The sequence below is a fragment of the Thermogemmatispora carboxidivorans genome, assembly GCF_000702505.1.
Classification (GTDB): Bacteria; Chloroflexota; Ktedonobacteria; order Ktedonobacterales; family Ktedonobacteraceae; genus Thermogemmatispora; species Thermogemmatispora carboxidivorans.
The window spans coordinates 2,038,473-2,064,411 of record NZ_JNIM01000001.1 but is presented as its reverse complement, the minus strand read 5'-3'; the positions used below and the strand labels follow the sequence as shown (position 1 = coordinate 2,064,411).

Here is a 25,939-nt window from a genome sequence, read left to right as displayed (position 1 = left end):
GGAAGCAACCTTCCTGTAATAGCGGGAAGCAGAAATGATAAGGAAGGCCCGATGAATACACCGTTTGTCTTCGGCTGGCAGCAGCTCTTGCTTTTTGCCATCGCAGCCCTCGGCTTGGCCCTGCTCATCTACGCCATTCACGGCGTGGTCCGTGGCGAGAAGGTCTATTACCGTCAAAAGCATCCCTACCGCAGCGAGAAAGAGGCCTGGGAGCACGGATGGTATGACCAACCTCATCGGCGTTTCTTTCGCTATCGGCGGCGCTATCGCGTGGGTCACGGCCTTGGGGGGCTGGTTCTGTTACTGTTCGCGATCCTGCTGCTTTGGCTGACCTCACTGATGCAGACCTATATTGGGCTGACCGGCGACATTAAGGTGGCCCAGGTCCGGGCCCATCCGGTTGCCAATATGCCCCACACGATGAATGTCGAGCTGATTCTCTATGGCCAGGACGGCAGCCAGCTCTCCGACAATTTTTATATTGTGGCTGGCGATGAGTGGATGCTCCAGGGCGACATCATCAAGTACCCCTCCTGGCTGAATGTCCTGGGCCTCCATTCGGGCTACAAGCTGACGCGCCTGGAGGGACGCTTTGATGATCCCAACCTGGAGGCCAATGCCAAACACACGGTCGTGGTCTTGAACGGGGGCGATGATAATTTCTTCCAGACGATGCGCACCCAGCGCGGCGGCTGGCTCTCGAACTTCGTGGAGGCCTCCTACGGCAATGCCGTCTTTAATCCAGCTGATGGCAGCTACGATGTCTTTGTCTCGCAGACCGGCCTATGGGCGAAACGCACGTCCTCTTAGCTGAGCTGCAGCGAGCCAGGAGAGCGCTTCAAGGAGACGGGCGCCCGGCGACAAGGCAGATCTCTTGCGATCGAAACCTCGCCAGAGCCGCAGCACGCCTTGCCTCGCGATCGCGCTCGTTCGTCTGGCTGCCTACCTGTCCTTACCAGCGCTGACGAGAAAGGGAGAGCACCAGCTCACGGGTCCTCTGCCAGGCTGCCGAGTGGGAATCGATGAGGGCAAAGTGATCGACTCCAGGCAGCTCGACAAGCGTGAGCTGATCTCCCGCTGCACGCGCCTGAGTGCCATAATCGCGGCTGATCTCCACAGGAACACGATCATCCGCCGTTCCATGAATCAAGACCTGGGGGACGCCGAGCGGCAGCAGGGCCGCAGGCGAGGCCAGCCGATAGCGTTCAGGCACTTCGTCGGGGCTTCCTCCCAGCAGCTCAGCAACAGCGTCACGCCCTAGATGGAGCCTCCAGCCAGCCTCCAGGTCGACGACACCCGCCAGACTGACCGCGCCCTGCAAGGACACGGCCCCCTCGCTGGCAAATAGCGCTCTTCCAGGGCCACTGGCTCGCTGCACGAGCAGGGGCCGCGCGGCTAGCCAGAGAGCCAGCTGTCCACCTGCCGAATGACCAACAGAGACAAGCCGTTTGAGATCAAGATGGTAGCTCTCTGCTATCCGGCCCAGGGCGTCAACCGCCTGGGCGACATCCTGCAGGGTGCCTGGCCAGCCCCCTCCTTCGTCTCCCAGACGACGGTACTCGATGTTCCAGGTGGCCAGGCCGTGGGCCGTCAGATCCTCGGCCAGCCCTTGCATGAGAGAGAGATCATAAGGATTGCGCCAGAAGCCACCGTGAATCAGCACCGCCACGGGATGAGGCCCCGGAACAGACGGCAGACGTAGCTCGCCAAAATGCCACGAGAGAGGTCCATAGCTTAGGCGCCTCATCGGCTCTCCCCCAGCAGACGGATTCGTTATGCCCATTGCTGCTTGCTCCCACTCACAAGATGAGATAGCCTCGATTGGAACTACGCACTTTTTCAGGATAACAGACGGGCTGGCCTGGAGACAAGCCAGACTCCTCATATAAAATGAGGAGCTATCCACTCGTCGCAGATAGCTCCTCAACCGGGATGAATGCCCGGACGAGACTGGCAGTGAAAGGCCGCGGCAGCACTCCCCGGCCTCTGGTCCTTGCCTTTAGGACACCTCCGTCGTCAACCTGGATTCGTCCCGAGCAGCCTGCCTGGCACGACGGGCCGCCATCGCTTCGGCATAGCGCACCGGATCGGGCGTATCCGGACGCAGCGAGCGGGTGGCACGGACCACAAAATGGGCTTCGACGTCCTCAGTCTGGAACATCTCTTTGGCATAAGCAATGGCGTCTTCCTGACTGAACTCCTTGCAGGAGCAGATATCTATATCGACCTCGCCGTACTCGGGCCAGGCATGCAGGCTAATATGGCTCTGGGCGATGATCACAAAGCCGGACATGCCGGAGTCGAGCGGATTCGGTGTCTCGATGTCATAGAGGTGCACCGGACTCACCTTCTCCATCCCCACCCGCGCCGGGAATTCGTCCAACACCCGCCTGAGCAGCGGCTCGCTGGTCAAGAGTTCCCGCTTGCAGCCGTACAACTCCAGCATTAAATGCACAAGCATCGGGCTACTCCTCCTGTAGACGTCAAAAGTATGAAATCTGCGAGTCTTCACCCTTACTCGGCCCAGATTGCCAGGTTAGCGACTCGCTGCAATCAATTCAAGTGCCGTTTTGAGCACAAGTGATATTATACGGTAGCAGGTCAACGGAACCACAAGGCGCCTGCGTTCGCGCCCAGCCCGTCGGCTCTCTTCTCCCAGGAGAGGGATCTCAGAGCCGGCGTTGAACCAGAAATGCATCCAGCTCCCAAATGATTACTAAGGGGAGCCGTTTCATTGGCCTGCCTCCTCATCTGAACGAGCAATCGAACTCGATCGTTACAGTATCGCTACGGTTGAGCTTAATTTTCTCTCTACCTACAAGCAAGCGCCCCTCGATCACTGGCCAGCACAGCCCCTCAGCCGGTTCCGGCTGAGGAGGCATGAGCAGACACATTGCCCCAGAGCAAGCAAGCGGGGAAAGATCAGCTCAGCAATGTGGGGAGGAATGGCGGCGCTGCATGGCAACCGTTCAACTGGGGCGCAGAAGCCCAGAGCCACCGCTCCCCAGCGCTCAACAAGCCTGGCGACGAGAGATCTGCCTTGCCCCGGCCAGCAAAAGGGCCACCTTGCTCCCGTGGGCGCGAGTGATCCTTGCGCTTGTGCCTCGCTCACGCCCAAGCCCGACGATCTGCCAGGCAGCTATCTCTCTAGAGGGCAACCTCTCCCGGTCATGCTTGCTATGCTGCGAGCCACCCCGATGGAGCAGCCTGAGATCCGGCGCCTGCTCAAAGACCCGCGCCTTGGGCACCAGCTGCCCTCTCCTTAAGGGCGGACTGCTCTGGCGCCTCTCGATCACGATCACGGGAGAGGCTAAGGCAGACCTGGCTTTGCCAACGATGTGCCGGCTCCACTGGGGCACTCTCTGAGCTGGCCAGGCCCGTATCTTGATTGTGAGGTCGTCGGTTCCCTCCTGTCGCGCCGCTCTCAGCGGCTGAGGGAGCACGTGGCGAGTAATGGCACCGCTGCTGCTGAGGATGTGCTGCTGCTGCTGCTGCGGTATATCTGTGCCATCCACCACGCTTGTCACCACAAAGAAACGTGCTGCCTCCTGCCAGCACGCCATATGATCATCTTCTGAGACGTGGTGGTCACTTGCTACTGCTCTGCCTGCCTCTTTCTGCCACCACCAATAAGGAGACAGATGAGGACCACACCACCAATCGAAGTGGAAGAGACGTTCTTCCGACTGCTCGGATTGTTCAGATTGCTCAGACTGCCCGGATTCCTGGGTCGCTGTGTGCTGACCACGCTGGGTCTGTTGCCGACAATGTGGACTCTGCTGGGCCATAGCTACTAGTGTTGCCAATCCTTTCCTTCCTGGTCGGGTAGGTAGTGGTGCCGGACTCCGGCAAGCCTGGCTTTCAAGCAGGCATACATGCAAATAACTCGCTCTTTGCGGGCCAGACGTTGGGACCCGGCAAAGAGAGGAGCGCAGCATAGACCTCGCTCCCTTTCTCCCTTTGCCAATCCGTTGATCCCAATAAAAGCCTGACAGGCGGCTGGCTTACTCAATCATCGCGCGCCGAATCTCGATGATCTGATCACGTAGCTCAGCGGCTTTTTCAAATTCCAGCTGCTTGGCCGCGGCACGCATCTGAGCCTCCAGATTCTTTATCAGGCGCAGGGCCTCCTCCTTGGGGATACCAGCAGCCAGCGCTACAGAGGCTCCCTGCTCCTGCCGACCCCCATCCGCTTCCACACCGCTCATTGCCTTGATGCGCTCAGACAGCGCCTTAACCCCTTTCTTAATGCCTCTCGGGGTTATCCTATGTTGCTCGTTATAAGCCATCTGCAAGCGACGCCGGCGGTTGGTCTCATCAATGGCCCGCCGCATGGAGCCAGTGATCGTATCTGCGTACATGATGACGGTGCCCTCGACGTGGCGCGCAGCCCGTCCGATCATCTGAATAAGCGAGCCTTCCGAGCGCAGGAAGCCCTCCTTATCCGCGTCCAGGATCGCCACCAGCGAGACTTCTGGTAGATCCAGGCCCTCGCGTAAGAGGTTGATGCCCACCACCACATCATAGACCCCCAGGCGCAGATCGCGCAAAATGTCGACTCGCTCGATGGTGTCGATCTCGGAGTGCAGATAATGGACTTTGATATTCAGCTCCTGCAGGTAGTCGGCCAGATCCTCGGCCATCTTCTTGGTCAGGGTGGTAACCAGAGCACGCTGCCCCTTTTCGACCCGCCGGCGAATCTCGGCTACCAGATCATCGATCTGGCCCTGCGTCGGGCGCACAAAGATCTCAGGATCAACCAGCCCCGTCGGGCGAATGATCTGCTCGACAATCGCCTCGCTGTGCTCGTACTCATAGCGACCAGGCGTGGCTGAGACAAAAATCGCCTGCTTGATCTGGCGCTCAAACTCGGCGAAGGTCAGCGGGCGATTATCAAGCGCCGAGGGCAGGCGGAAGCCATAGTCAACCAGCACCTGCTTGCGCGAGCGATCGCCCTCGTACATGCCACGCACCTGGGGCAAGGCAATATGCGATTCATCGACCACCAGCAGGAAGTCATCGGGCATGTAATCAAGCAGCGTCCAGGGCGGCTCACCTGGGGCGCGCCCCGAGAGGTGCCGCGAGTAGTTTTCGATGCCCGAGCAGATGCCGGTCTCGCGCAGCATCTCGATGTCGAAGTTCGTCCGCTGCTTCAGACGGGCCGCCTCCAGCAGCTTCCCCTGGGCCTCCAGTTCAGCCAGGCGCTCCTGCAGCTCGGCCTGAATCGACTCAATGGCCCGGTTGAGGCGCTCGCGCGTCGTAACCCAGTGCTTGGCCGGATAAATGTCGAGACGCTGCCGCCTCCCCAGCACTTCCCCAGTCAGCGGATCGATCTCCGTCATGCGCTCAATCTCATCGCCAAAGAACTCAACCCGTACCGCCACATCCTCATAGGCCGGAAAGATCTCTAGCACGTCGCCACGGACACGGAAGCGCCCCCGCGTAAAGTTGGTGTCGTTGCGCTCATACTGAATCTCGGTGAGGTGGCGCAGGATCTTATCACGCCGCCGCTCTTCTCCAACACGTAGCGTGAGCACTACCTCACCGTACTCTTCCGGGCTGCCCAGACCGTAGATGCAGGAGACCGAGGCCACAATCAGGACGTCGCGCCGCTCAAAAAGGCTCCTGGTCGCTGACAGACGCAGCTTCTCTATCTCTTCATTGAGGAGGCTCTCTTTCTCAACATAGGTATCGGTGCGTGGAATATAGGCTTCTGGCTGATAGTAATCATAGTAAGAGACAAAGTACTCTACTGCGTTATTCGGGAAAAATTCCTTGAACTCACTATAGAGCTGTGCCGCCAGGGTCTTATTGGGGGCCAGCACTAATGTTGGTCGCTGCACCTGCTCGATGACCTTGGCAATCGTATAGGTTTTGCCACTGCCCGTGACTCCAAGCAGGGTCTGCATGTGGCAGCCTTTTTTGAGACCCTCGACGAGAGCTGCTATGGCCTGCGGTTGATCACCGGTTGGTGTGAATGGCGCTTCTACTCTGAATTCCGACACAGGTCTTGACCCCTTCACGTCTCTTGGCGCTCGCCTGCCGCTTCTTCTCTCTTGGCTCTTCGTTTTCCCTGGCTTGGGCTTATGGCCAAGTCTCCAAAAGTCTTCACCATTATATCACCTTCTCTCCGCAGTAGCGACCCCCTCTTTTATCCGGCGCTGACTGCCCGGCGCTCAGCTCGCCCCTTTCGCTTGAGTCTGTGGTCTGGGACTCTGGGGGCAGGACCGATGCATACTGGCCCTACAAGGCGTTATGCTACAATGGTAGCAAAAGGCCAGGGGAAGAAGCCCTCAGCGCCTTTTTCACTACGCCAAGCCTGGAGAGAGTACCGACCCAAGGAGTCTTTGGTTATGGCGCAGGATTCGCCATTGTCGTTTTGCCCCCGCTGCGGCGCCCCAACGAGACCCAGTCAGCGTTTCTGCCCTCACTGTGGCTTGAGCGCAGAAGAGGCTTTCTCTTATCAGAGCGTCCAGCCGCCACTGTCCAGACCTGGACAGCAGACACCGGAAACGCCTGCTGTGGCCCCACGCCCGCTCGTCAGGCGGCCCCGCCAGCAACGCTGGCTGCTCCCTGTGCTGCTCGCCCTTGTCCTCCTCATCGCCCTCGGTTACGTCACAGCCGGCCTGGCTGGGGTCCCTGTCCCTGGGTTCCGCAGCGAGGCCCAGGAACCAGTGACGACGTTGCGGCTCGATACTACAGTGACTTACGCAAGCGCGCGCATGACCATCCAGCGCGTTCAGCAGGCGCAGACCTTTGCCGACGATCCACATGCTACTGAGGATGGAATGGTGCGCGTCTTCTTGCATGAGGAGAATCTCACGGCCAGCCCAATTGTGTACAATCTTTATCAGTGTGCCCATCTGCTCGTGCCCGGCAAAGGCGAGCAGGCCCCTCTGCTGGTGACCGCTAATGGCTCGCTCGCTCCCCAGGCGAACCGCAACAATCTGCTGGACTTCGCAGCACCGCAGGATATCCCCCTCAGTAAGCTCACGCTACGCCTGGGTACGGATAACGAGGCCCAGATGGATATTCCTCTGACCAGTAAGCCGGATCTCTCACGCTACGCTCCCCGTAGCGTGAAGCTGAATACGTCACTGCAGTACTTCGGACTGAATTGGACTGTGACCGGGGCCACGCTGGCCTGGAGCACTGAGGGCCAGCAGGCTCCACGGGGGAAGATCTTCTTGACTCTGACGCTGACAGTCGATAATACCCTGGCTCAGACCGCGATTCCCGGCTCCCCGTATGATTATATTCGTCTCCAGACAGAGAACGGCGCCAGGATCACCCCAAGCTATAGCACGCTGCCCGTGGCCTTCTCCCAAGGGGCCAACAACCAGGGCGGTACGGTCACTTTCAGTGTTCCTCAGAAGGATCAGCAATTTACCCTGATTATGGGCCAGTCCGGTAGCGGCATGGAGAGCACAAGCGCGACGATTCGCCTGCCATCCTAGCCTGCATCGACTGCTCAGACAGGCTGCCGCTGGCAGAACAGGCCATGTGCTCATGCTTCCTTTAGAGTCCCGCACGGCTCAAAGGGACGCAAGCACGGCACGGAAACGGGGAAGAGATCTCACGGGCTAGCCCGGTCACTGACCAAAAGTGGTCGTCCCTGGAAGGAGGTTTTACCTTCCAGGGACAGCCAGCATTGGTGTTCCACAAGAGCAGCGAAAAGCAGCGGTTTCTGGCTCACTGCTGGTGCTTAGTCCAGCAGGAAGCTGCCCATCAGTTCACGTCTGAGGGCCGCTTTGCTTTCTTCGTCAAGGGTCGTGGGCGTAGGACCTGCCGGTCCGCCCTCAGCCGAAGCCGGCGCCGGCCTTTGCTCGCGTGGATGCCCTGCGCTCGCGGGTCCGGTCGACCCAGGCCCAGTATCCCCGCGGGCCGCTGTCCCCAACGGTCCCGTGGCCGCGGCAGCGAACTCATCAAGCAGCATTTCTTCAAGATAGGAAGGGGAGAGTCGCGGCCCCTCTAGGGGCGCGGCCTGGGTCAGGGGCAAGGATTGGGCCATCTGCTGAGCCTCCAAGGGACCGATGGAGGCTCTAATTTGCGTGATCTCCCCGGGACGCTCTTCCGTCGGCGTTATTCCTCGCTGCCCCTGTCCCCCAGGCTGCTCTTCCTGCCACTCTGGTTCCTGCTGGTAGGACGGTGTGGCGCTGTATTCAGGCTGCGCAGCAACCGCCGGCGTAGGCGCGGTGACCTGCCGCTCTACCGCCCCCACAACAGCCAGGGGATAGCGCACCCCCAGAATCTCCACAAAAATTCCTCGCCCCTCACGCAGATCCTGCAGCTGCTGGCGCAGCTCGCGATTCTCTCTTTCAAGCTCTTCTAATAGACGCTGTTGGGTATAGATTGCTTCTAGAAGACGATCAAAGGTATCGCCACTTACTGCCATAGTATTCAGTTTCTCCTCTCCAGTTGCAGACCTGACGATCCGATCAGCCACGACCAACCGCTGCCCGCGAATTCTGGAGACAGACAAGATAGAGACGGACCATATACGTGCGCCTGACCCGCTCTCCTCCACTCCCCAGCTTGAGACAACCGCCGCCCTCTTGCCTCGCCCAGGCGCTGCCCTCGGCCCCCCTCCCACCACACCACCAGGCCTGCATGCGCCTATCACCAGGTCTGTCCGACCAGTGAAACAACGTGATTACCCGAGAAACATTTCTTTGGCTTAGAACGGTTGAGCGGCAGCGAAGTAACAATGGCTGCGCTTTAGCCAATGGCCCCGACTGAGACGTTTTCCCCTTGCCCCGGGTTAAGATTGCATGTTACAGTTATAGCCGGAACCACCGACGCGGAGGCTCAGGCACCTGCCCCTATCGGGTTAACCCAAAAAGGGGATGGCATACTCCAAGATCCTCTGAGCTCAGCTAAGGACTCTACAATGCAGGAATCGGTGACACAGGCAACAACAACAGACCAGTCGCAGGAGCATCAGCCAGGGCGGGGCCGCCTTGGCCCTCTGCTTTGCTGGGCAGTCGTCTTTGCCGACATCGGCACCTCAGTGTACTATACACCCGGCATCCTCTATGTTACCGTGGGGAAACTGGCCGGGTTCTTTGTCCTCCTCACGATGGTTGTCTTCGTACTGCTCACGCTCAAGTACGCTGAGGTCTCGGCACGCTTCCCCCAAGGCGGCGGCGTTGTCAGTGTGGCAGCCCACGCTCTGAATCCCTGGTTCGGCGCCCTGGGCGGTATGTTCATTCTGGTGGACTACTTCTTGACGGCGGCTTTGAGCTGCCTCTCGGGCATCTTTTATTTCAGCGTCGTCTTCCCAGCCCTGGGGCCTAATGCTCTCTGGATTACGATCGCTGTGCTGGCCCTGTTGGGCTTTCTTAACTGGATCGGCATCACAGAGAGCGCTACGGTGAGCTTGATCGGCGCCTTGATCGCCTTCGTCAGCGATCTGGCCATTCTCTTCACAGTCTTTAGCCATCTCTCGCCCGCTGAGGCCCTCCAGCTCTTCGAAAGCATGTTCGCCGGCAATGCCGTGACCCCGGTCAAGCTATTGGTCGGCTTCGGAGGGGCCTTCCTGGCCTTCTCGGGACTAGAGAGTATCTCTCAGCTGTCGCCGGTCATGAAGACACCGCGCAAAAGGGTCGCCGGCCTGGCTCTGCTGCTGGTCGTCGTTACGATCGGTCTCACCAGCCCCCTGCTCACGACTTTCTCTACGCTCCTGCAATCCCAGGAGGCGGCTGACCCCCTCAAGAATAGCCAGCTTGTCTCGCTGCTGGCCGGCCACTGGGGCAATATCTGGCTCCAGAGTGAGGTGGCAATTAGCGCTAGCGCTTTGCTGGTCTTCGCGAGTAACACTGCGATTATCGGCGCTTACCACGTTTTTATGGCCCTCTCGCGCATGGAGTTCTTGCCCTCCTTCGTGCTGAAGCGGAACCGCCTGCGCGGCACACCTCACTATTCGATCGCCCTGGCTACCGGCGTTCCAATTCTGGTCTTGCTCTTGGTTCACGGTCAGCTGGACTTGCTCGGCGATATGTACGCCTTTGGCCTGCTGGGAGCTTTCTCGCTGACCTGCCTCGGCCTGGACGTTGTCCGTTGGCGCGAGCGACACGCGGCCCAGAATCGCGCTGCCGCCCTGGCAGAGTTGCATAGCAGCAGCCAGAACGGCCATGCTCCCGCAGAGACGGACCTGGCGCTCAATGCCGAGAGTGGCCTGGCCCTTAACGGCCACCATGAGCTTCAGACCCCACGACATCCCACTCACAGCGAGATCGTGGAGAGCGCCGAGCGCTCGTACGAGGGCTGGCGCGGCCTCTGGTATACCATTGATTTCTATCTGGGGGTCATTACCACTTTCCTGGTGACTCTGGCCTGGTCGATTAACCTGGTGGCCAAGCCCCTGGCTACAGCCTTCGGCGGCTCGGTCGCCTTACTGGGCATGGGCGTGGCTTTCTATAACTACCGCAGTCACCGCCTGATGGGTCGCCTGCCCGTGCCAGTAACCACGATTGAGGACCACCTCCACGGCTCCATTCTGGCTGTGCTGACAGCCAACAATCCTCATAACGAGGATGTGATCCGTACAGCAATCCACAGCGCCGACGGGCGCCCGGTGGTCTTTCTCTATGTTGGTGAGCCGCGCGTGGCCCGCACGCCGCGCCTCTTCGAGGTGGTCGATCCCTACCTGGAAGATGAACAGGCGAAGGAACTCTTCGGCAAGGCTGAGAGCCAGGCTCGCCGCGCTAAAATCAGTACGCGCCGCTACGTCTACCGCCCCTACGAGCCGGGAACGATCGCCCGCGTCTGGCAGATCGTTCACCCTCACGATACAATCGTTCCCGCTAACGAGGTGCCCAGGATCGAGGACATCAATCCCGATCGCATTAGCTACGAGATTACGCCCGGCGGCGGCATGCAGGTGGCACATATGGTGAAGCGCTGGTAAGGTAATGAGATCGGCAGGCGCTCAAGAGGCCCTCAGATAGAGTGCGCCGCCGCTCGGCTCAATGAGGATTGTGCATAGAGCTATGCCCGCTCGTAGGGGAGCAGGGCCCAGAGCCTGACCGGGCGACTCGCGCGGTCGCCGCCGTCCGCCTCGCTCGGGCCGCGGCTCTAGCCGTGGTACAATAAAGGTTGTGAACTCTCTCTAGCTGAGCTACGCTGACAGATCCTGTTTACCAACGTATTTGTCGCTGTTGATGGAGGAAGGAGCAACACGTATGAACGAGCGCATTCGCGAGATTCTGAGCTGGTACGCCGGCGAGAACCCCGGCGTCTTAACGAACCTGGCCCGTATTCTGAATCACGGTCGCCTGGGAGGAACCGGTAAACTGGTGATCCTGCCAGTCGATCAGGGCTTCGAACATGGCCCCGCGCGAAGCTTCGCGCCGAACCCGGCTGGCTATGATCCTCGCTACCATTTCCAGCTGGCGGTCGAGGCGGGCTGCAATGCCTACGCTGCCCCCCTGGGCTTCCTGGAGGCCGGCGCCGCCGAGTTCGCTGGCGAGATCCCTCTCATTCTGAAGTGCAATAACCACGACCTGCTCTACGAGTCACGCGATCCTCTGCCAGCTGTGACCGCAAGCGTCGAGGATGCTCTGCGCCTCGGTTGCTCGGCAATCGGCTTCACAATCTATCCCGGCTCGGCTGCTCGCGACACGATGTATGAGGAGCTGCGCGAGCTGACCCGCCAGGCTAAGGCTCACGGTCTGGCTGTGGTGGTCTGGTCCTATCCCCGCGGCAGTGGCCTGAGCAAGGATGGCGAGACAGCCATCGATGTGGTGTCCTACGCCGTCCATATCGCCGCCGAGCTTGGCGCAAACATCATTAAGGTGAAGCTCCCCAGCGAGAAGATTGAAAAGCCGGAAGCCCAAAAGGTTTACCAGAAGTACGAAATTCCGATCGCTACCCTGGCTGACCGCGTGCGCCATGTGGTCCAGAGTGCCTTTAATGGCCGGCGCATCGTGATCTTCTCGGGCGGGCCGGCGGCTGCCGACGAGCAGGTCTTTGAGGAGGTGCGCGCCATTCGCGATGGCGGCGGCTTCGGCTCGATCATTGGTCGCAATTCCTTCCAGCGCCGCAAGGAGGAAGCCCTCCGCTTCCTGAGCACCGTGATGGGCATCTACGAGGGGTCGATCCGCTAGGCGCAGCTGCTCTGCTCACAAGAGCGCAGGCTTGGCGTTGACCAGCGATGCTGCCTGAATGCATACCCGGGGCTGGTCGCCTCGGCTGGAGGCCGACCAGCCCTATTTGTCTTGCCCCGGTTCAGCGCTAGAATGAGCCACAATCTTGCTTCTTTTCTCCTCGTCGGGATTGCCCCCTGAGTGGGCCTGTGCTGCCTCGACCGCTCTGCTAGCGCGCTCCCCGGACTTGCTTGATGGCAAGGGTGCCGATGACAAAATAGAACGTGGTCACCGCAAAGAGGACAGTGTAGCCGAGATGATTGGGCAGGCTCTGCAGGAGCTGGAGGATGACCCCCCCGATGGCAGTTCCGATGACCTGGGGGAGAATGCCCATCATTGACCAGAAGCCCATAAATTTGCCGGCCTCGTTGGTTGGTGGCAGCACGTCGGTTGTTAAGGCCCAGTCGACGCTCGTGTAGGCCCCGAAGCCTATGCCGAAGATGAGGCCCGCTACTAAAGCTCCGTATTGGCTCTGAAAGAAGATGAAGACCAGACAGACGATGGCCATCATCGCCCCAGAGAGATAGACCAACCCTTTACGGCCCCAGTGGTCCGAGGCCCAACCACCGACGATCGAGGTCAGCAGGGCCGTGAGCAAGAGCGCCGGCTGAAAGACGAGGCCGTTGAAGAATTCGCCCGAGAAGGGTGTGTTGTAGATGATCGTCCGTACCCCAGGCCCTCCTAGAACGTTGTCAAAGTAGTATTGCAGGAAATAGTAGACGGTCCAGATCCCCATCATGACAAGGAGCCTGGCAAGCAGGACCCAGGCCATGTCGGGATAGTGGAGAGGATTGAAGAGAAAGCGTCTGATGAAGCGCCTGAAGCTGAAACGCTCCTGATCTACGAGGGAAAGGGGCGTTTCTTTGACGGTGAGGACCGTGTAAGCGACAAAGATGATCTGGACGGCAGCAATAAGGAGGAAGATCTGGACAATCTCCTGACGATAAACGGGAAGGGGATCATGCTTGTTGACAATGGCTCCAGCCACAAGCGAGCCGACGGCAGTTCCAAGGAGCGAAAGGAGTCCATTGAAACCAGCAGCGAGACCTCGCTGGCTTTGGGGAACTTTGTCAGCGATGATGGCGCTCCAGGGAGAGTTGGCGACGTTGTTGGTGATCTGGAGAAGAATGAAGAGGACGGCGAAGAGGACGAGCAAGGCCGTCGAGCTGGCCCAGCCCGGCGCGAAGGCAAAAGCTACCAGGACGACGATATTGAAGATGGTTCCGATGATCATGAAAGGACGTCGCCGCCCCAGGCGAAAGGTGGCATAGTCGGAGATGGCTCCGATGAGCGGGTTGACAATTACGGCGACAATGGTCCCCCAAAGAACAACGGTGGTGAGGTTGATGGCTTCCTGACTGACCGGCAGGAATTTGGCTACCATACTGGGAATGACAATGGCCAACAGCGCCTGCCAGTGAAAGTTGTTGGCAAACCAAAAGATGTTGATGTTGATATGCTCGAGGAGCGACACCCGACGGATGGGAAGCTCCGTAGCCGCTGCGGCGCTCATGGCCACTTCGCCTGAGTCCTTGCCAATTTCCATGAGGTTTCTCCCCCTCTCTTCTCCTGGCCTTGGGTCCGACCTCTGGTCTGGCCAACAGCTCAGACACGGGCAAGAAGCCAGCTCTTCTGCCTTGCCAACGCTGGCGGCACTACCTTGCCTCTCGCTCTGCCTGTGCTTATAGCAAGACTGTACCCGCTCCTCTGCACATCTGTCAAGTCTTGACTCTCTATGCCCTCTTCTGCCCGCGTCTGACTCGGCTGCCAGGCACTTGACGTCCCGCTTCCTGGCTGGTACCTTTCTTCTGTATGGGCAGGGAGATGATCCTGGCAACAATCGCCGGCGCAGCCCCAGAGAAACTGCGTCGCCAGGTTGCAGCTTCGCTCTGCGGTCCGTAAGTCAGTCGGATGAGCAAGGAGGATTTTTGATGCACTTTTTCCCGTTTGAACGGCGAAGTAGTGCACCCTGGCGTATTTTTGCAGCTTGTTCGACCTTATTGATCCTGACAGTGCAATACACGAATTATAGCCCGCTGATCCCTGAGCTGCAAGCCACGCTACAGATCAGCGCCGGTGAGGCCGGCCTCTTCTCAACCCTCCTCTTCCTTGGCCTCACCCTGGCCTATCTACCAGCAGGGGTGCTGATCGATCGCTACGGCGCTCGTCCGGTGCTGCTGGCCTCGACGCTGCTGGCCACGGGCGGGGCCTTGCTGCTCCCCTTGATTCCATACTTCGGCTGGCTGTTGGCGATGCGGCTTGTAACAGGATTGGGAATCGGCGGGGCCTTCGTGGCAGGCGCCAGCGTGGCAGCAGGGACTGAGCGCCTGGCGGCTCTCGGCCAGGGCCTCTACGGCGGCTCAACTCAGGTTGGGGCCGGCCTCGGGCTGCTCTTGACTCCTTATCTTGCACGGCTGCTCGGCTGGCGCGGCGCTTTCTTTTGCTGGGGCTTGCCAGGCTTGCTCGGAGCGGCAATCTGGCTGCTGGTGGACGTTGAGGAGCGGCGTCCGCTGCGCCAGGGAGGATTACGAGACGGGCTACGTTCTGGAGCTGTTTGGAGCCTGGGCCTGGCCCATATGGGGACGTTCGGTTTGGGAAATGCCATCGCTACCTGGATCGCACTCTACCTGGTGCAGGTGGATCACTTGCCGCTAACGCTCGCAGCGACCTGGGGCTCGCTGGCCCTGCTGAGCGGCATGCTGTTCCGCCCGTTAGGGGGCCTGGTCCTCGGACGGCGCTGGCTGGGAAGTATCACCCTCCTGCGCCTGATGGCCTTGCTCTGCTCGGCAGGCGTTATCTGCCTGGCTCTGCCCTGGCATAGCGCCCTGCTGAGCGGAATCGGCATTACTTTGACGGCGATTGGCTCTAGCGCTCCCTATGCGGCCACCTTTAATGAGGCCGCTTCGCTGCCTAGCGTTGGCAAAGGCGTGGCCCAAAGCCTGGTGAGCGTGATCTCTTCGCCTACAGTGATTATGGGACCTCCCTTGATCGGTTTCTTGCTCGACCAAACAGCCAGTTACAGCGACGCTTTCGGGACAATGCTGCTCTTTAGCGCCGTGGCTATTCTTGCCGCGCTGGCCGCTGGACCTGCTATCGCCCGCGAGCAGCAGAGCGCCTACTATCCTGCGACTGACCCCATTCAAGCCACAGTAACGATTTCAAACGAGCCTTCTCCTTCCCCTCGCAGCAGCGAATGAGTGGCTGCAGTCTGCAGCCAGCCAGTTGACCTCAATTTCAGTCGGCACGCGCGCTGGCCGCCCTTCTCTGAGAAAAGTACTTGACAAATGGCAAAGGCTGGGGTATGATAACTGCCGTCAGCAGGTGAGCGCCTGCTGACGCAAGTACATGGCTCCTGTGGCGCATTCGTCTAGCGGTCTAGGACACCGCCCTCTCAAGGCGGAGATCACGGGTTCAAATCCCGTATGCGCTACCCCTTCTTGCCCGAGGCATGGCCAGCCAGTGAGCCTCGGGCTTTTTGCTTGCCCACACCTTTTTCTTTCTCTGCCGCCCGACTCTCAGCAGTCAGCCATGCTCTCGCATCCAGACCTCCGGCCCACTCCAGCAGGGAGACCGGGGCTTCGGCTCAGACAGCGTTCGTCAACCTGACCGCTGGGCTTTCTCACCGGAACCCCTTGACAGAGGGCGACGAATAAGGTATGATAACCGCTGCCAGCAGGTGAGCGCCTGCTGACGCAAGTACATGGTTCCTGTGGCGCATTCGTCTAGCGGTCTAGGACACCGCCCTCTCAAGGCGGAGATCACGGGTTCAAATCCCGTATGCGCTACCCCTTCTTGCCCGAGGCTCGCTGGTCGGCTACGCCTCGGGCCTTTTACTTTTGCTTGCGCGGCAGCTCCGGAGCACGATCTTACGCAGGGAGAGGTCCTTTTCTCTTCTCGCTACCGCTGGCTTTTGCTATAGTTATTAACGGGGCACCGCACCTGTTCATGTAGCGGGCACTGCACTACCTGGCCAGCGTCGCTGGCTACCGGATCAGCCAGCCCGCACCAGGCCGACGACAGCAGGATCTCGCTCGCCTGCTCCTTGTTATCTCTCCATGACGAAAGGGATGTCTTTCTATGTATAAAAAGGTTGTCACGGGTCTGGTACTTCTGGGACTCCTCACACTGGTTCTGGCAGCCTGCGGCATTCGCGATACCGCCGCGGGTGCCGCAAACACTGGTCCGACGGTGAAGATGAGTTCAACTGCGTTCGAGGTAACGCAGATTACCATCAAGAAGGGCCAGGCGCTTACTTTGGTGGACGATGTGGCCGTCCCTCATGTGATTAAAAACGGTGTCTGGAAAGGCTCCAACCCCGCGGAGGCAAAGGAGGCTGGCGCCCCCACGGTGGATCTGAACTTCAATGGAGTTCAGGGCGAAAGCGCCACAACTCCGCCCTTTACCACCGCTGGCACCTATCATCTACTCTGTACTATCCATCCCAATATGCAGCTCACTGTGATCGTCCAGTAGCAGGACCAGCGAGGCCGTTCCCAGACTAGCCAGAAACCGCCCGGTTTGTCCATGAGCAGGAAGGCCGCTGAAGGCACCCCTCCGATGTGGAACAGCGGCCCACCGCATAGAAGCGAAAGGGCCGGGTCGCCGGAGATCGCTCTTACCTGCCGCTGAAGACAGGAGGCTCTCCGGCCCGCCGGCCCTCGCCTTGAGGTCTTCTTCCCCCCAAGACTGCCCCGCCACCGGCTACCATTGCTATCCTCCCCCCTTCCCTTTTTACTGGCTGGCTCCCCCTCCGAGCTATCTCCCCAGGCGATCAGCAGCTGCTACTGCCGGTCCTACCCACTCGCTAGTACTTTTTGTCACAAGCAGACGCTGATCTATAGCTGGACAGGGGCAGTATGCTATACTCAAGTCAGTCTCAGGCCAAGCAGCGGTCCCTCCTTCGGCAGCCTGAAACGTTGGCTAAACAGAAAGCAGTTGCAGCTTTTTTTTGTAGATGATGACTGATGAAGAGGACAGCTTTCCCTTCTTCCATTTATAAAAGTGTATTGAAGTTTGGCTCTCTGGGTCTGTTTTTGGCTTTTTGCGCAGTGATTGCAGCCTGCGGCACTAATAGCTCACAAGCGAACCTGGAGAGTCCGAGCGCAACGGCAACCATTGTTTTTGGCTCAAACGATTCTCCCACACCATCCCTGCCAGACTACCTCTGTGGAGCGTGGGCAACCGATACTTCGCCACGGCTCGGCAACAGCAAGATGATCATGGTCTACGCAAAGTTTGTGCACACCGTCGATGGGAACCCCGTGGGAGTGGGAGATGCAACTGCGACAGCCACGGTACGCTGGTGGGATGGCAGCACGATGACACAAACGGCGCAAACGACAAGCGACGGCCTGGCGGTATTTTCAATTCCACCCAGAGCGGACGCTATCGGTAAGCTGACACTGGTGAACGTGACCTTCAGTAAAGCGGGAACGCCAAGCTGTACTGTGCCTCAGCCCGCCTACTTCACCATCAGTAGCGGATCACAAGCAACGCCAACCAGGACGGCCAGCCCGCAGGCGACCAGCAGCCCAACGCAGGAGACACCCACACCTACGGCAACTTCGACGCCTTCGGCGTCTCCAAGCGTGACGGTCACAACGACGCCTCCTCCTGGTTTCCCCCGAGGAACGGTCACGCCTCGCCCGTGAGACTGCCCTTCCCAGTTGCGCTTACGATGCTCGCCTGTCAGTTAGTGAGTTGAGTAGCAACCCCGGCCCAGCGCTCGAAGCCACTCAGGCATAAGATGCCAGGAGCGTCTGGGACCGGGCTCTTTTTTTGAGCTTGCCTTTCTCTTCGATCAGGAGCGTTCTCTGCCACTGTCCCAGACGATGCCAGGCTAGATCCCTTGAAACCTCTCTTAATTCGAGGCATAATTGATGTAGAGAGAACTGTACCGGCGTGATATGCTTCTATCTTGCTGCTCCTTCAAGCAGGTTAAGAAGCGTGCTATACTATCATGTGATAGATAGTGTTTGCTGATATCTCTCCATAGGTCAAGACGCAGACTGTTTTAGGCGTATTTAGATATAGGAAAAGTACCATGACACGCTCTTCAGAGGAGAGACCACCCGAGCGGCGTATTCCAACCCCCGCCGAGAGTCAGCACTCCGCCAACGAGCACGAGACCGCTTCCGCCAACACGCTCAAGTCCTGGCCAAGCGGCCAGAACCGCGAGATCAGCCTGGCCCAGGCCCGAAATCTTCAACGCCAGCTTGTCGTACTGCGCGAGGAGAATAAGCGCCTGCGTGACGAGCTGGCCGAGCAGCGTACCGAGCTGGAACGCCTGGTGGCCGCTTATAACACCCAGCAGGCTAGCTTCGATGAGGAGCTGGCCGCCCTGAAAGAGGGACACCAGCAACAGATCGAACAGTATCAGGCCCATCTCCGCGATATGCTGGCTGAGAATCGCCAACTCCAGGCTGAGAAGCAACACATTCAAGAGCAGTATAAGGATCTACAGAGGAATTTTCAGCAGTCAGTCGAGGAAGAGGCCCACAAGATGATTGCTGAGGCGGCCAACACGATCATCATGCGTCCTGAGCATGTCCCTTCTCTGCTTCAGGATGTTAAAAAGACAATTGAGCTGCAGATACGTCAGGAGGAAGATGAACAGGCCGCCGCCACGCTCTATCTGATCCGCAATGCCCAGCGCCGGGCCCGCGAGCTTGAAGAGGAGCTGGCTCGCGAACGCCAGCAAATCGCCAGCGAGCGTCAGCAGCTTTTGCAGATGCAACAGAGTATTCGCGAGCAGGCCGAGCTCCGCTACAAAACCCTGATCTCCCACCTTGGCGCCCGCTGGTCGCTGGCTATGACTCTCTCGGTCCTCCTGCTTATCTTGCCCCTTCCAGCGCTTCAATCACTCTTCTATTTCTTTTTACACTTTTCAATAGTAGTTTCCCTCTATGTCCCTATCATTATCTGTTTAGGATTGGTCGCCATCTTTGCCCGCCTCCGCGTCGCAATGGCCACATACTACGCCAGCGCCCCTAGAAAATCCTCTGCTCCTAAAACATGATATACTGCAACTATAGGAGATGTAGCCAGCAGCAACAATCTTTCTTGTGTTCTCGCCGCTATTTTTCTTGTATAACAAGAAAAAACCTGAATTGCTCTAGACAAATTTTTGTCTTTCATGTACCCTATTCAGAGGGAGCAGTATCGCTCCCCAGCCTACAGTCGCTGCCCCCGTTCGTGGCAAGGAAGGAACGGAAAGGGGAAAGTTATGTCGAATCAGTTGCAACTGGTACAGGCCACCGAACAGGATGAGATCATCAACGAGGTCTGCGACTTAGCCAGCAAGCTGGCCAGTGCCTTCCACGAGCCTCCCTGCTACTGGACCGCTGCCATGCTCCGCAAGTGCTATCAGCAATCATACCTCGCTTTCTCCGAGGCGCAGCGCTCGCCCAGGGAGCAGCGTCGGCGCTGGTGGGTCATTCACTATGCAGACATGGCCCTCTATGCCCTCTGTTGCCGCGCTGAAGGAAGCTTTGAGGAGCTGGAGGACTTTCAGGACGTTACCCAGGCCCTCAATCGCACCTATGGGTACCGCATCACCCTCCGGCAGGCCGCGAATGCCGCTATTGCTCGCCATTCGCTCTACCTGCGCGGCTCCCTGCCCTCGCGCGAAGACATTCGGCGGGCCGTGTTAGAGGCTCTTCACATTGAAGCCTGACGCAGCCCCTGGCCCGGCTTCTTCTCTCCTTCTCGCGATCCGAGCATGCCGTCAGTTCGCCTGTTGCCCGGCTTTCTCCTGCACCGCACCGCTCCGCGGAAACCGGTCGAGCTGACGGCGGCCTCGATTGCTACCTACGCCAACACGCTGAAGCTTCGCCGCCCTTTTGTGAGTGTATTACTTGGGGTCAGGCCAGGCGGGACTGCGAGCGCTGCACACACAGCCTGCTCGTTCCTTATTCCGCTACCACCTGGCCCTCCTACCGATCCCTGCCGCCGACCGTTCCGTTGGTCACTGGCCTAACGGCCTGCCCGTCTTCGCAGGCAGAGCGCTTAGACGTTCCTGGCCAGATAGCGGCTGGCCAGCCTCTCTGCTACAATGAGGGTAGGGAACACAGAAGACCGCTGGCCGGCCCTTTTTCTTATCCGCAACGTGCCCCCTGATCTGACTTAAAAAGACCGGTCCAGACGCCAAGGAAGCAGGAGAGACCTCGATGGCAAATAGTACACAGGCACAACAACCCTCCCTTCAGCCTCACATCATCTGGCAGGATGGCGTTCATCCTGAGCCTTGCATTGTGGTCATCTTTGGAGCTACGGGCGACCTGACCCGACGCAAGCTGCTCCCAACCCTGGCCCACCTGATGCACGCTCACCCGCAGCCAGAGGGCTTTGTGGTGGTAGCTTTCGCCCGTCGCCCTTTCACACAGGAGCAGTGGCGCCAGTTTGTTGCGCAGGCCCTCGCCGAAAATAGTCCACCCGAGCTGGGCCTGGATGAGGAGACCAGACAGTCCTTCGCTCAACATACTTTCTACTGCCAGGCGAGCTTGAACGAGTCCGCGGGTTATCAGAAGCTTGCTCAGCTGCTTGAACAATTGGATCAGCAGTATCAGACCCACGGCAATCGCCTCTTCTATCTGGCGATCCCCCCCGATCTCTACGCCCCGGTGGTGCATCAGCTCGGCGAAAACGGCCTCGTCCATCGCCCCCACGGCGGTCACCGCTCAAACCATCATGGACCCTGGAGCCGCGTGATCATTGAAAAGCCGTTCGGGCACGATCTCCCTTCTGCTCAGAGACTCAACCGCGAAATCGCCCGTGTTCTGCACGAAGATCAGATTTACCGCATCGATCACTATATGGGGAAGGAGACCGTGCAGAATATTCTGGCAATGCGCTTCTCAAATGGTATCTTTGAGCCACTCTGGAACCAGAAGTATATCGATCATGTGCAGATCCTGGTCGCAGAAGATATCGGTATCGGTGGACGGGCCGAGTACTATGATAAGGCTGGGGCCATTCGCGATATGGTACAAAACCATATCTTCCAGGTGCTCTGCCTGACGGCAATGGAGCCTCCCGTCGCCTTCGAGGCTGATGCGATTCGCGACGAAAAGGTGAAGCTGCTGCGAGCTATTCCTCCTCTGACGCCCGAGCAGGTGGCACGTCAGGTGGTGCGCGGCCAGTATACGCGCGGAACGATCAACGGCCAGGAGGTCCCCAGCTATCGTGAGGAGGAAGGGATTCCTGCCGATTCGTCAACCGAGACCTTCGTGTCGCTCAAGCTCTTTATCGAAAATTGGCGCTGGGCCGATGTACCTTTCTATATCCGTACAGGAAAACGCCTTCCGAAGCGCAGCACCGAGGTGACTATTCAGTTTAAGCGTGTGCCTCATCTGCTCTACAAGCCAAGCGAGGCCCGCGAGCTGGTTCCTAATCGTCTGACGGTACGTATCCAGCCCGAAGAGGGGATCACTTTGAAGTTCGGGGCCAAGGTGCCCGGCGCTGCTCAGCGACTGAAGTCGGTCGATATGGCCTTCTCTTATGCGTCAGCTTTCCAGATGGAGCCGCCCGATGCCTACGAGCGCCTGATCGCTGACTGTATGCTTGGGGATTCGACGCTGTTTATCCGCCGCGATGAGATTGAGACTGCCTGGCGTATCATTGACTCTATTACGACGGCCTGGCAGCAGATGCCGGCGGAGAGCGTGCGTCCTTATGCCGCCGGGACCTGGGGGCCAGCCGAGGCGGATGAGCTGATCCGGCGCGATGGTCGCGAATGGGATACCCCTTGACGGCAGCGTCGCTATGCTGGCCGCCCATCGGTCCAGTCCGGGGCCTGGCAGTGTGAACCAGGCCCCTCTCTGGCTCGAGGTAGAGCGCTAGCCTGGCCAGGTCCAGGTCCTGCCGTTACCTCACCAGTCGCCATACCCTTCATCGGAACACTCAGTCACTGAAACAGGACGAGCGAGCCACCTTCTCTAGCGACTGCCGCTCTACATCAACTCCAGACACCATTTCGATCCCCCAGCTGCCACCATGACGACGGCCCCCCGCAAGTAGCCGAAGAAGACGTTGACGGCCTGGGCAGACTGGATCAGTAGACTCAATTGGGTCTGTGTGACCTTGTAGCGATGAGGGCATCTGGCAACCAAACCACTCCGTCGATCTTCCCAGACCCGGTTTCAGCTCCTACTCGTGTTGTCGGATGGCCTCGTGAGCGTCCTCCAGAAACCAGCCGGAGTCTATCTATCTGCTGCCTTCGTCTGTAGTCTGCGCAGTCTGCCAACCATTTTATGGTATCATGTATACAAACAGACATGCTCGCCTCGTGTGCAGGCCGGCTATCTCAGTCAGCCCACTGAAGGGCAAGGAGAAGAGACGCGCATATGAGCCACTCTCAAGGGGGAGATCAGCTTCCTGAGCTGAAGCTGAGCCAGGAGCAGCTGGCGGAGCTTCGCCAGCGCTATGCCGAGCTGATTGGTTTTGTCCCCCCACGTGTTCAGGCCCGAACTGATCTGCTAGCTCGCCTCGATCCCGACTTCCTTCTACTCCAGGAAGAGATTCGCCGGCGCGCTATGTACCCCCCCTGCTTCGACACGAAGACAGCCCAGTTGATGCTCTTTGGCATGTTGCTGGTGTTGCTCTCCGATGCGGCCCATCTGCATGCACGCGCCGCGCGGCGCGCTGGCGCCACCTGGGAAGAACTCAACGCGGTGGTCAATCTGGCTTTTCTCTTTCGCGGGTTGCCCGCCGGCAACCTCGGCGCTCAAATTCTTCAGCAACTGGTCGCGGATGAGGACCAGCACGGTTCACAGGAGTCGGAACCACGCTGATGCAACGCGAGACGGCAGAGCAGGAGATGAGCCTTGTCAGCCACAGGTCTCCATTCCGCGCTGTGCTCAGCGAATGGGGCCTATCGCATCCGCAGGCAAGGCCAGGGCCTGTTCTCCGCCGCGCTGCGCTGCAATGCCGCAACCAAGAGAGGAGATGGCCCCATGACGGATTTTCAGGAGCCAATCAGGGACGTTGCCCACTTGGGCCATGTTGAGCTGCTTACCCCTCGACCTGCTGAGAGCCTCTGGTTTTTCACGGAGGTGCTCGGGATGACGGTGACCGACCGCCAGGGCCAGTCGGTCTACCTCCGCGCTTACGGCGATTATGAGCACTGTACCCTCAAGTTGACTGAGGCACCGCATGCCGGCCTCGGTCATGTCGGATGGCGCACAGTTAGCCCCCAGGCGCTGGAGCGACGCGCTCAGGCGCTGTCTTCTCAGGGCTACGGCCAGGGCTGGATCGATGGCGATGTCGGCCACGGACGCGCCTACCGCTTTACTGATCCCGATGGGCATGTCATGGAACTGTACTATGAAGCGAAAAAATATCTGGCCTCGGCAGAGCTACGCTCTCGCCTCTATAACCAGCCCCAGAAGTTCACCGGCCACGGTGTGGGCGTGAAGCGCATCGATCATGTAAACCTGATGTGCCACGATATCACTCCTAATCGCCTCTTCCTGCAGGAACAGCTCGGGTTCCGCCTGCGCGAGCTATTGCAACCGGAGGAGAACGGCGTTGAGGAAGGGGCCTGGCTCAGTGTGACGCCGCTGACCCATGACATAGCTTACATGCGCGATTTCAGCGGTGCACATGGGCGCCTGCACCACCTCGCCTATTGGCTCGATAGTCGGGAGGAGGTGCTGCGCGCCGCCGATATTCTTGCCGAGCACGATATCTTTATTGAGGCCGGGCCTGCGCGCCATAATGTCTCTCAGGCGTTCTTCCTCTATCTGTATGAGCCTGGCGGCAATCGGATCGAAGTCTACTCGGGCGGCTACCTCGCTTTTGCTCCCGATTGGGAGCCGATCGTCTGGCGTCGCGAGCAGCGCGGGCGCGGCGTCTATTGGGGCGGCGCCTTGCCAGAGAGCTTTAAGACCTACGGCACGCCGGTCATCGAAGCTGTGCAGGCCGGTCAGGGCGGGCAGACACCAGCTCCTGTCTTCGATCCTCTTTGACCTTCGGCGAGAGTATCCTGCTCTCGCTTCGCCGCGACCGGCCCCGCCAGCGGCTATGTCACTGATCTCCTTCGGTTCCTGCCTGGGGCACCCGGGCCAACCAATGGCCCGGCTTGCTACCTGCTCCAGAGCTGCTTCGTTTCTTGATCGGGCCTCCGAAGACAGGATCTGATGCGACGGCTGGCCGCTCATCCGCCGCTCAGGTCCGGTTGAGATGTTCTGTGCCGACTGTTCGCCTTTTCGCGTTCGCCAGGCCGGCCCTGGCCCAGAGGGCAGGCTGTTCTGTTGGTCGTCAGTTCAGTGGCAAGCAGCTCGATCATGACCGCCTGCCAGAGGGAGAGGGCCAGCCAAGCGCCGAGAAGTGCATGAAGAAGGAGATGCGCCATGATGTATCATAGCGAAGTCATTGGTAGCTTGCTACGCCCCCCCTATCTCCATCAGGCTCGCCAGCAGTTCGAGGAGGGAGCAATCAGCGCCGCCGAATTTAAGACGATTGAGGACCGAGCCGTCGATGAGGCGATCGCGCTGCAGGAAGAGGCCGGGATCGAGGTGATTACCGATGGAGAGCAGCGACGCTATGCCTTCTTCGGCCATCTCATCGAGGCCCTCGATGGCTTTGATAAGTATGGCGGCTGGGCTATTCCTTTCCGCGATGAGAGTGGTGAGGAGTTAGTTATGCGCCGCCCGGTGGTGGTGGACCGCTTGCGCTGGCGCCGCAATATGTGCAGCGAAGAATGGGTCTATCTGCGCGCGCGCAAGAAGCACATGGGTAAGGTGACCATGATTAGCGCCCAGCAGGCTGCAGCCTACTACGATCCGGAGAAGTCAAAGGGCGCTTACCCTACGCTCGATGCTTATCTTGCCGATATCGTTGATATCTCTCGCCGCGAAGTTGAGGAGCTGATCCGCCTGGGTTGTACTTATATCCAGATCGATGCCCCTCAGTATGCCGCCTTGCTCGATCCGCAGATCCGCGAGGGCTATCGTCAGCGTGGCAACGATCCTGAGAAGTTGATCGATCGCTGCATCGAGCTGGATAACGCCATCATCGACGGTCACCCGGGGATTACCTTCGGTATCCATATCTGCCGCGGCAATAATCAAAGCAAGTTTTATGCCAGCGGCGATTATGGGCCAATTGCTCGCATTTTCCAGAAGACGCATTTCCAGCGCTTCTTGCTGGAGTATGACGATGAGCGCTCGGGCGGCTTTGAGCCGCTGCGTCACATGCCAGAGGACCGCTTCGTGGTCCTGGGCTTGGTGACAACGAAGAAGCCCCAGCTGGAGAGTCGCGATGAGCTGCGTCAGCGCATCGAGGAGGCGGCGCGCTATATCCCGCTGGAGCGCCTGGCGCTTAGCCCACAGTGCGGTTTCGCTTCTACGATCGAGGGCAATCGCCTCTCACTTGAAGATCAGCGCCGGAAGCTGGAACTGGTGGCGAGCGTGGCACGTGAGGTCTGGGGCTAAGCCTCCAGGTAAGGATTGATGACATCTCGCGCTGCTCTTCCTTCTCTCTCAGCCAGGCGACGACGGGCCAGAGGATCTGTGACTCTGCTTCTTCCCCGCCCCTGACCCGTCGTCGATGCCCCTTTTCTTGGACCATCCACCTGGCTCGGGCGTGAGGGGGCCTGCTCCCTCCGCCAGGGCCCACTTTCCCGTCTTCTTTCCTGCTCTCTTCTTTCATTGCGGGAAACCTCCTCCCTGACTCGACGGGCTATAGCTGTCTGCCTGCTTTCCAGAAAGTGCTGTGCCCAAGCGGAAGCGGTTCTTTTTTGAGGAAATCCTGAGACCTGCCTCCGAGCTCCTGCCTGTTTTTTGACCGTTCTC

The 25,939-nt window shown here is 59.2% G+C and carries 20 protein-coding genes and 2 tRNA genes; 15 read left to right on the top strand and 7 right to left on the bottom strand.

From position 1 onward, the window contains the following. Positions 1–51: 51 nt before the first annotated feature. Complete coding sequence (locus tag N688_RS08085) at positions 52–810, top strand: hypothetical protein (RefSeq protein ID WP_052888808.1); 759 nt, start codon at positions 52–54, stop codon at positions 808–810. Between the two features lie 142 nt (positions 811–952). On the opposite strand, the gene N688_RS08080 is transcribed toward N688_RS08085, so the two are convergent. From N688_RS08080 to uvrB, 4 genes are all read right to left on the bottom strand, one after another. Then, the gene (locus N688_RS08080; RefSeq protein WP_081838641.1) at positions 953–1,747 is read right to left on the bottom strand and encodes an alpha/beta hydrolase family protein; all 795 of its coding nucleotides are present in this window, start codon (positions 1,745–1,747) and stop codon (positions 953–955) included. 252 nt (positions 1,748–1,999) lie between these two features. Further along, positions 2,000–2,461: an S-adenosylmethionine decarboxylase family protein gene (locus N688_RS08075; protein ID WP_052888806.1), complete on the bottom strand. Its 462-nt coding sequence runs from the start codon at positions 2,459–2,461 to the stop codon at positions 2,000–2,002. A gap of 550 nt (positions 2,462–3,011) precedes the next feature. Then, positions 3,012–3,563: a hypothetical protein gene (locus N688_RS08070; RefSeq protein WP_052888805.1), complete on the bottom strand. Its 552-nt coding sequence runs from the start codon at positions 3,561–3,563 to the stop codon at positions 3,012–3,014. Positions 3,564–4,004: 441 nt separating this feature from the next. Then, entirely contained in the window at positions 4,005–6,005 is a 2,001-nt protein-coding gene (gene uvrB, locus N688_RS08065) for an excinuclease ABC subunit UvrB (protein ID WP_052888804.1), read from the bottom strand. A 348-nt stretch (positions 6,006–6,353) separates the two neighbouring features. Between uvrB and N688_RS08060 the strand changes: the two genes are divergently transcribed. Continuing rightward, complete coding sequence (locus N688_RS08060; RefSeq protein WP_052888803.1) at positions 6,354–7,457, top strand: zinc-ribbon domain-containing protein; 1,104 nt, start codon at positions 6,354–6,356, stop codon at positions 7,455–7,457. Positions 7,458–7,705: 248 nt separating this feature from the next. Here the strand turns inward: N688_RS08060 and N688_RS08055 are convergent, their stop codons facing one another. Continuing rightward, a complete protein-coding gene (locus tag N688_RS08055) occupies positions 7,706–8,395 on the bottom strand; it encodes a hypothetical protein (RefSeq protein WP_052888802.1) in 690 nt (229 codons plus the stop codon). Positions 8,396–8,890: 495 nt separating this feature from the next. Between N688_RS08055 and N688_RS08050 the strand changes: the two genes are divergently transcribed. Next, positions 8,891–10,909: an APC family permease gene (locus tag N688_RS08050; protein WP_052888801.1), complete on the top strand. Its 2,019-nt coding sequence runs from the start codon at positions 8,891–8,893 to the stop codon at positions 10,907–10,909. A 274-nt stretch (positions 10,910–11,183) separates the two neighbouring features. Continuing rightward, positions 11,184–12,107 carry a class I fructose-bisphosphate aldolase gene (locus N688_RS08045; protein WP_156025346.1) on the top strand — a complete coding sequence of 308 codons (924 nt, stop codon included), beginning with the start codon at positions 11,184–11,186 and terminating at the stop codon, positions 12,105–12,107. 208 nt (positions 12,108–12,315) lie between these two features. Here the strand turns inward: N688_RS08045 and N688_RS08040 are convergent, their stop codons facing one another. Further along, positions 12,316–13,692 carry an MFS transporter gene (locus tag N688_RS08040; protein ID WP_052888799.1) on the bottom strand — a complete coding sequence of 459 codons (1,377 nt, stop codon included), beginning with the start codon at positions 13,690–13,692 and terminating at the stop codon, positions 12,316–12,318. 385 nt (positions 13,693–14,077) lie between these two features. Here N688_RS08040 and N688_RS08035 point away from each other — a divergent pair, with 385 nt between their 5' ends. The 8 genes from N688_RS08035 to zwf all read left to right on the top strand — a co-directional run bounded on the left by N688_RS08035 (position 14,078) and on the right by zwf (position 21,895). Beyond that, the gene (locus tag N688_RS08035; protein ID WP_052888798.1) at positions 14,078–15,343 is read left to right on the top strand and encodes an MFS transporter; all 1,266 of its coding nucleotides are present in this window, start codon (positions 14,078–14,080) and stop codon (positions 15,341–15,343) included. Between the two features lie 159 nt (positions 15,344–15,502). Then, positions 15,503–15,576: transfer RNA gene (locus tag N688_RS08030), tRNA-Glu, on the top strand. A gap of 281 nt (positions 15,577–15,857) precedes the next feature. Beyond that, positions 15,858–15,931: transfer RNA gene (locus N688_RS08025), tRNA-Glu, on the top strand. A gap of 292 nt (positions 15,932–16,223) precedes the next feature. Then, on the top strand, positions 16,224–16,619 hold the full coding sequence (locus N688_RS08020; RefSeq protein ID WP_052888797.1) for a cupredoxin domain-containing protein: 396 nt from the start codon (positions 16,224–16,226) through the stop codon (positions 16,617–16,619). A 746-nt stretch (positions 16,620–17,365) separates the two neighbouring features. Further along, positions 17,366–17,797 carry a hypothetical protein gene (locus tag N688_RS22720; RefSeq protein WP_156025345.1) on the top strand — a complete coding sequence of 144 codons (432 nt, stop codon included), beginning with the start codon at positions 17,366–17,368 and terminating at the stop codon, positions 17,795–17,797. A gap of 392 nt (positions 17,798–18,189) precedes the next feature. Continuing rightward, on the top strand, positions 18,190–19,164 hold the full coding sequence (locus tag N688_RS08015; protein ID WP_052888796.1) for a hypothetical protein: 975 nt from the start codon (positions 18,190–18,192) through the stop codon (positions 19,162–19,164). Positions 19,165–19,371: 207 nt separating this feature from the next. Continuing rightward, positions 19,372–19,821: a hypothetical protein gene (locus N688_RS08010; protein ID WP_052888795.1), complete on the top strand. Its 450-nt coding sequence runs from the start codon at positions 19,372–19,374 to the stop codon at positions 19,819–19,821. A gap of 493 nt (positions 19,822–20,314) precedes the next feature. Further along, a complete protein-coding gene (gene zwf / locus N688_RS08005) occupies positions 20,315–21,895 on the top strand; it encodes a glucose-6-phosphate dehydrogenase (protein WP_052888794.1) in 1,581 nt (526 codons plus the stop codon). Positions 21,896–22,096: 201 nt separating this feature from the next. On the opposite strand, the gene N688_RS23530 is transcribed toward zwf, so the two are convergent. Continuing rightward, positions 22,097–22,255 (bottom strand): hypothetical protein, encoded by a 159-nt coding sequence (locus tag N688_RS23530; RefSeq protein WP_238321071.1) that lies wholly within the window; start codon positions 22,253–22,255, stop codon positions 22,097–22,099. A 234-nt stretch (positions 22,256–22,489) separates the two neighbouring features. On the opposite strand from N688_RS23530, the gene N688_RS08000 reads away from it, so the two are divergent. The 3 genes from N688_RS08000 to N688_RS07990 all read left to right on the top strand — a co-directional run bounded on the left by N688_RS08000 (position 22,490) and on the right by N688_RS07990 (position 25,579). After that, positions 22,490–22,936, top strand: coding sequence for a carboxymuconolactone decarboxylase family protein (locus N688_RS08000; protein ID WP_052888793.1), 447 nt, complete (start codon positions 22,490–22,492; stop codon positions 22,934–22,936). A 162-nt stretch (positions 22,937–23,098) separates the two neighbouring features. Beyond that, the gene (locus N688_RS07995; RefSeq protein ID WP_052888792.1) at positions 23,099–24,112 is read left to right on the top strand and encodes a catechol 2,3-dioxygenase; all 1,014 of its coding nucleotides are present in this window, start codon (positions 23,099–23,101) and stop codon (positions 24,110–24,112) included. 384 nt (positions 24,113–24,496) lie between these two features. Further along, positions 24,497–25,579, top strand: a complete 1,083-nt coding sequence (locus tag N688_RS07990; RefSeq protein ID WP_052888791.1) for a cobalamin-independent methionine synthase II family protein — start codon at positions 24,497–24,499, stop codon at positions 25,577–25,579. The last annotated feature ends 360 nt before the right edge of the window (positions 25,580–25,939 follow it).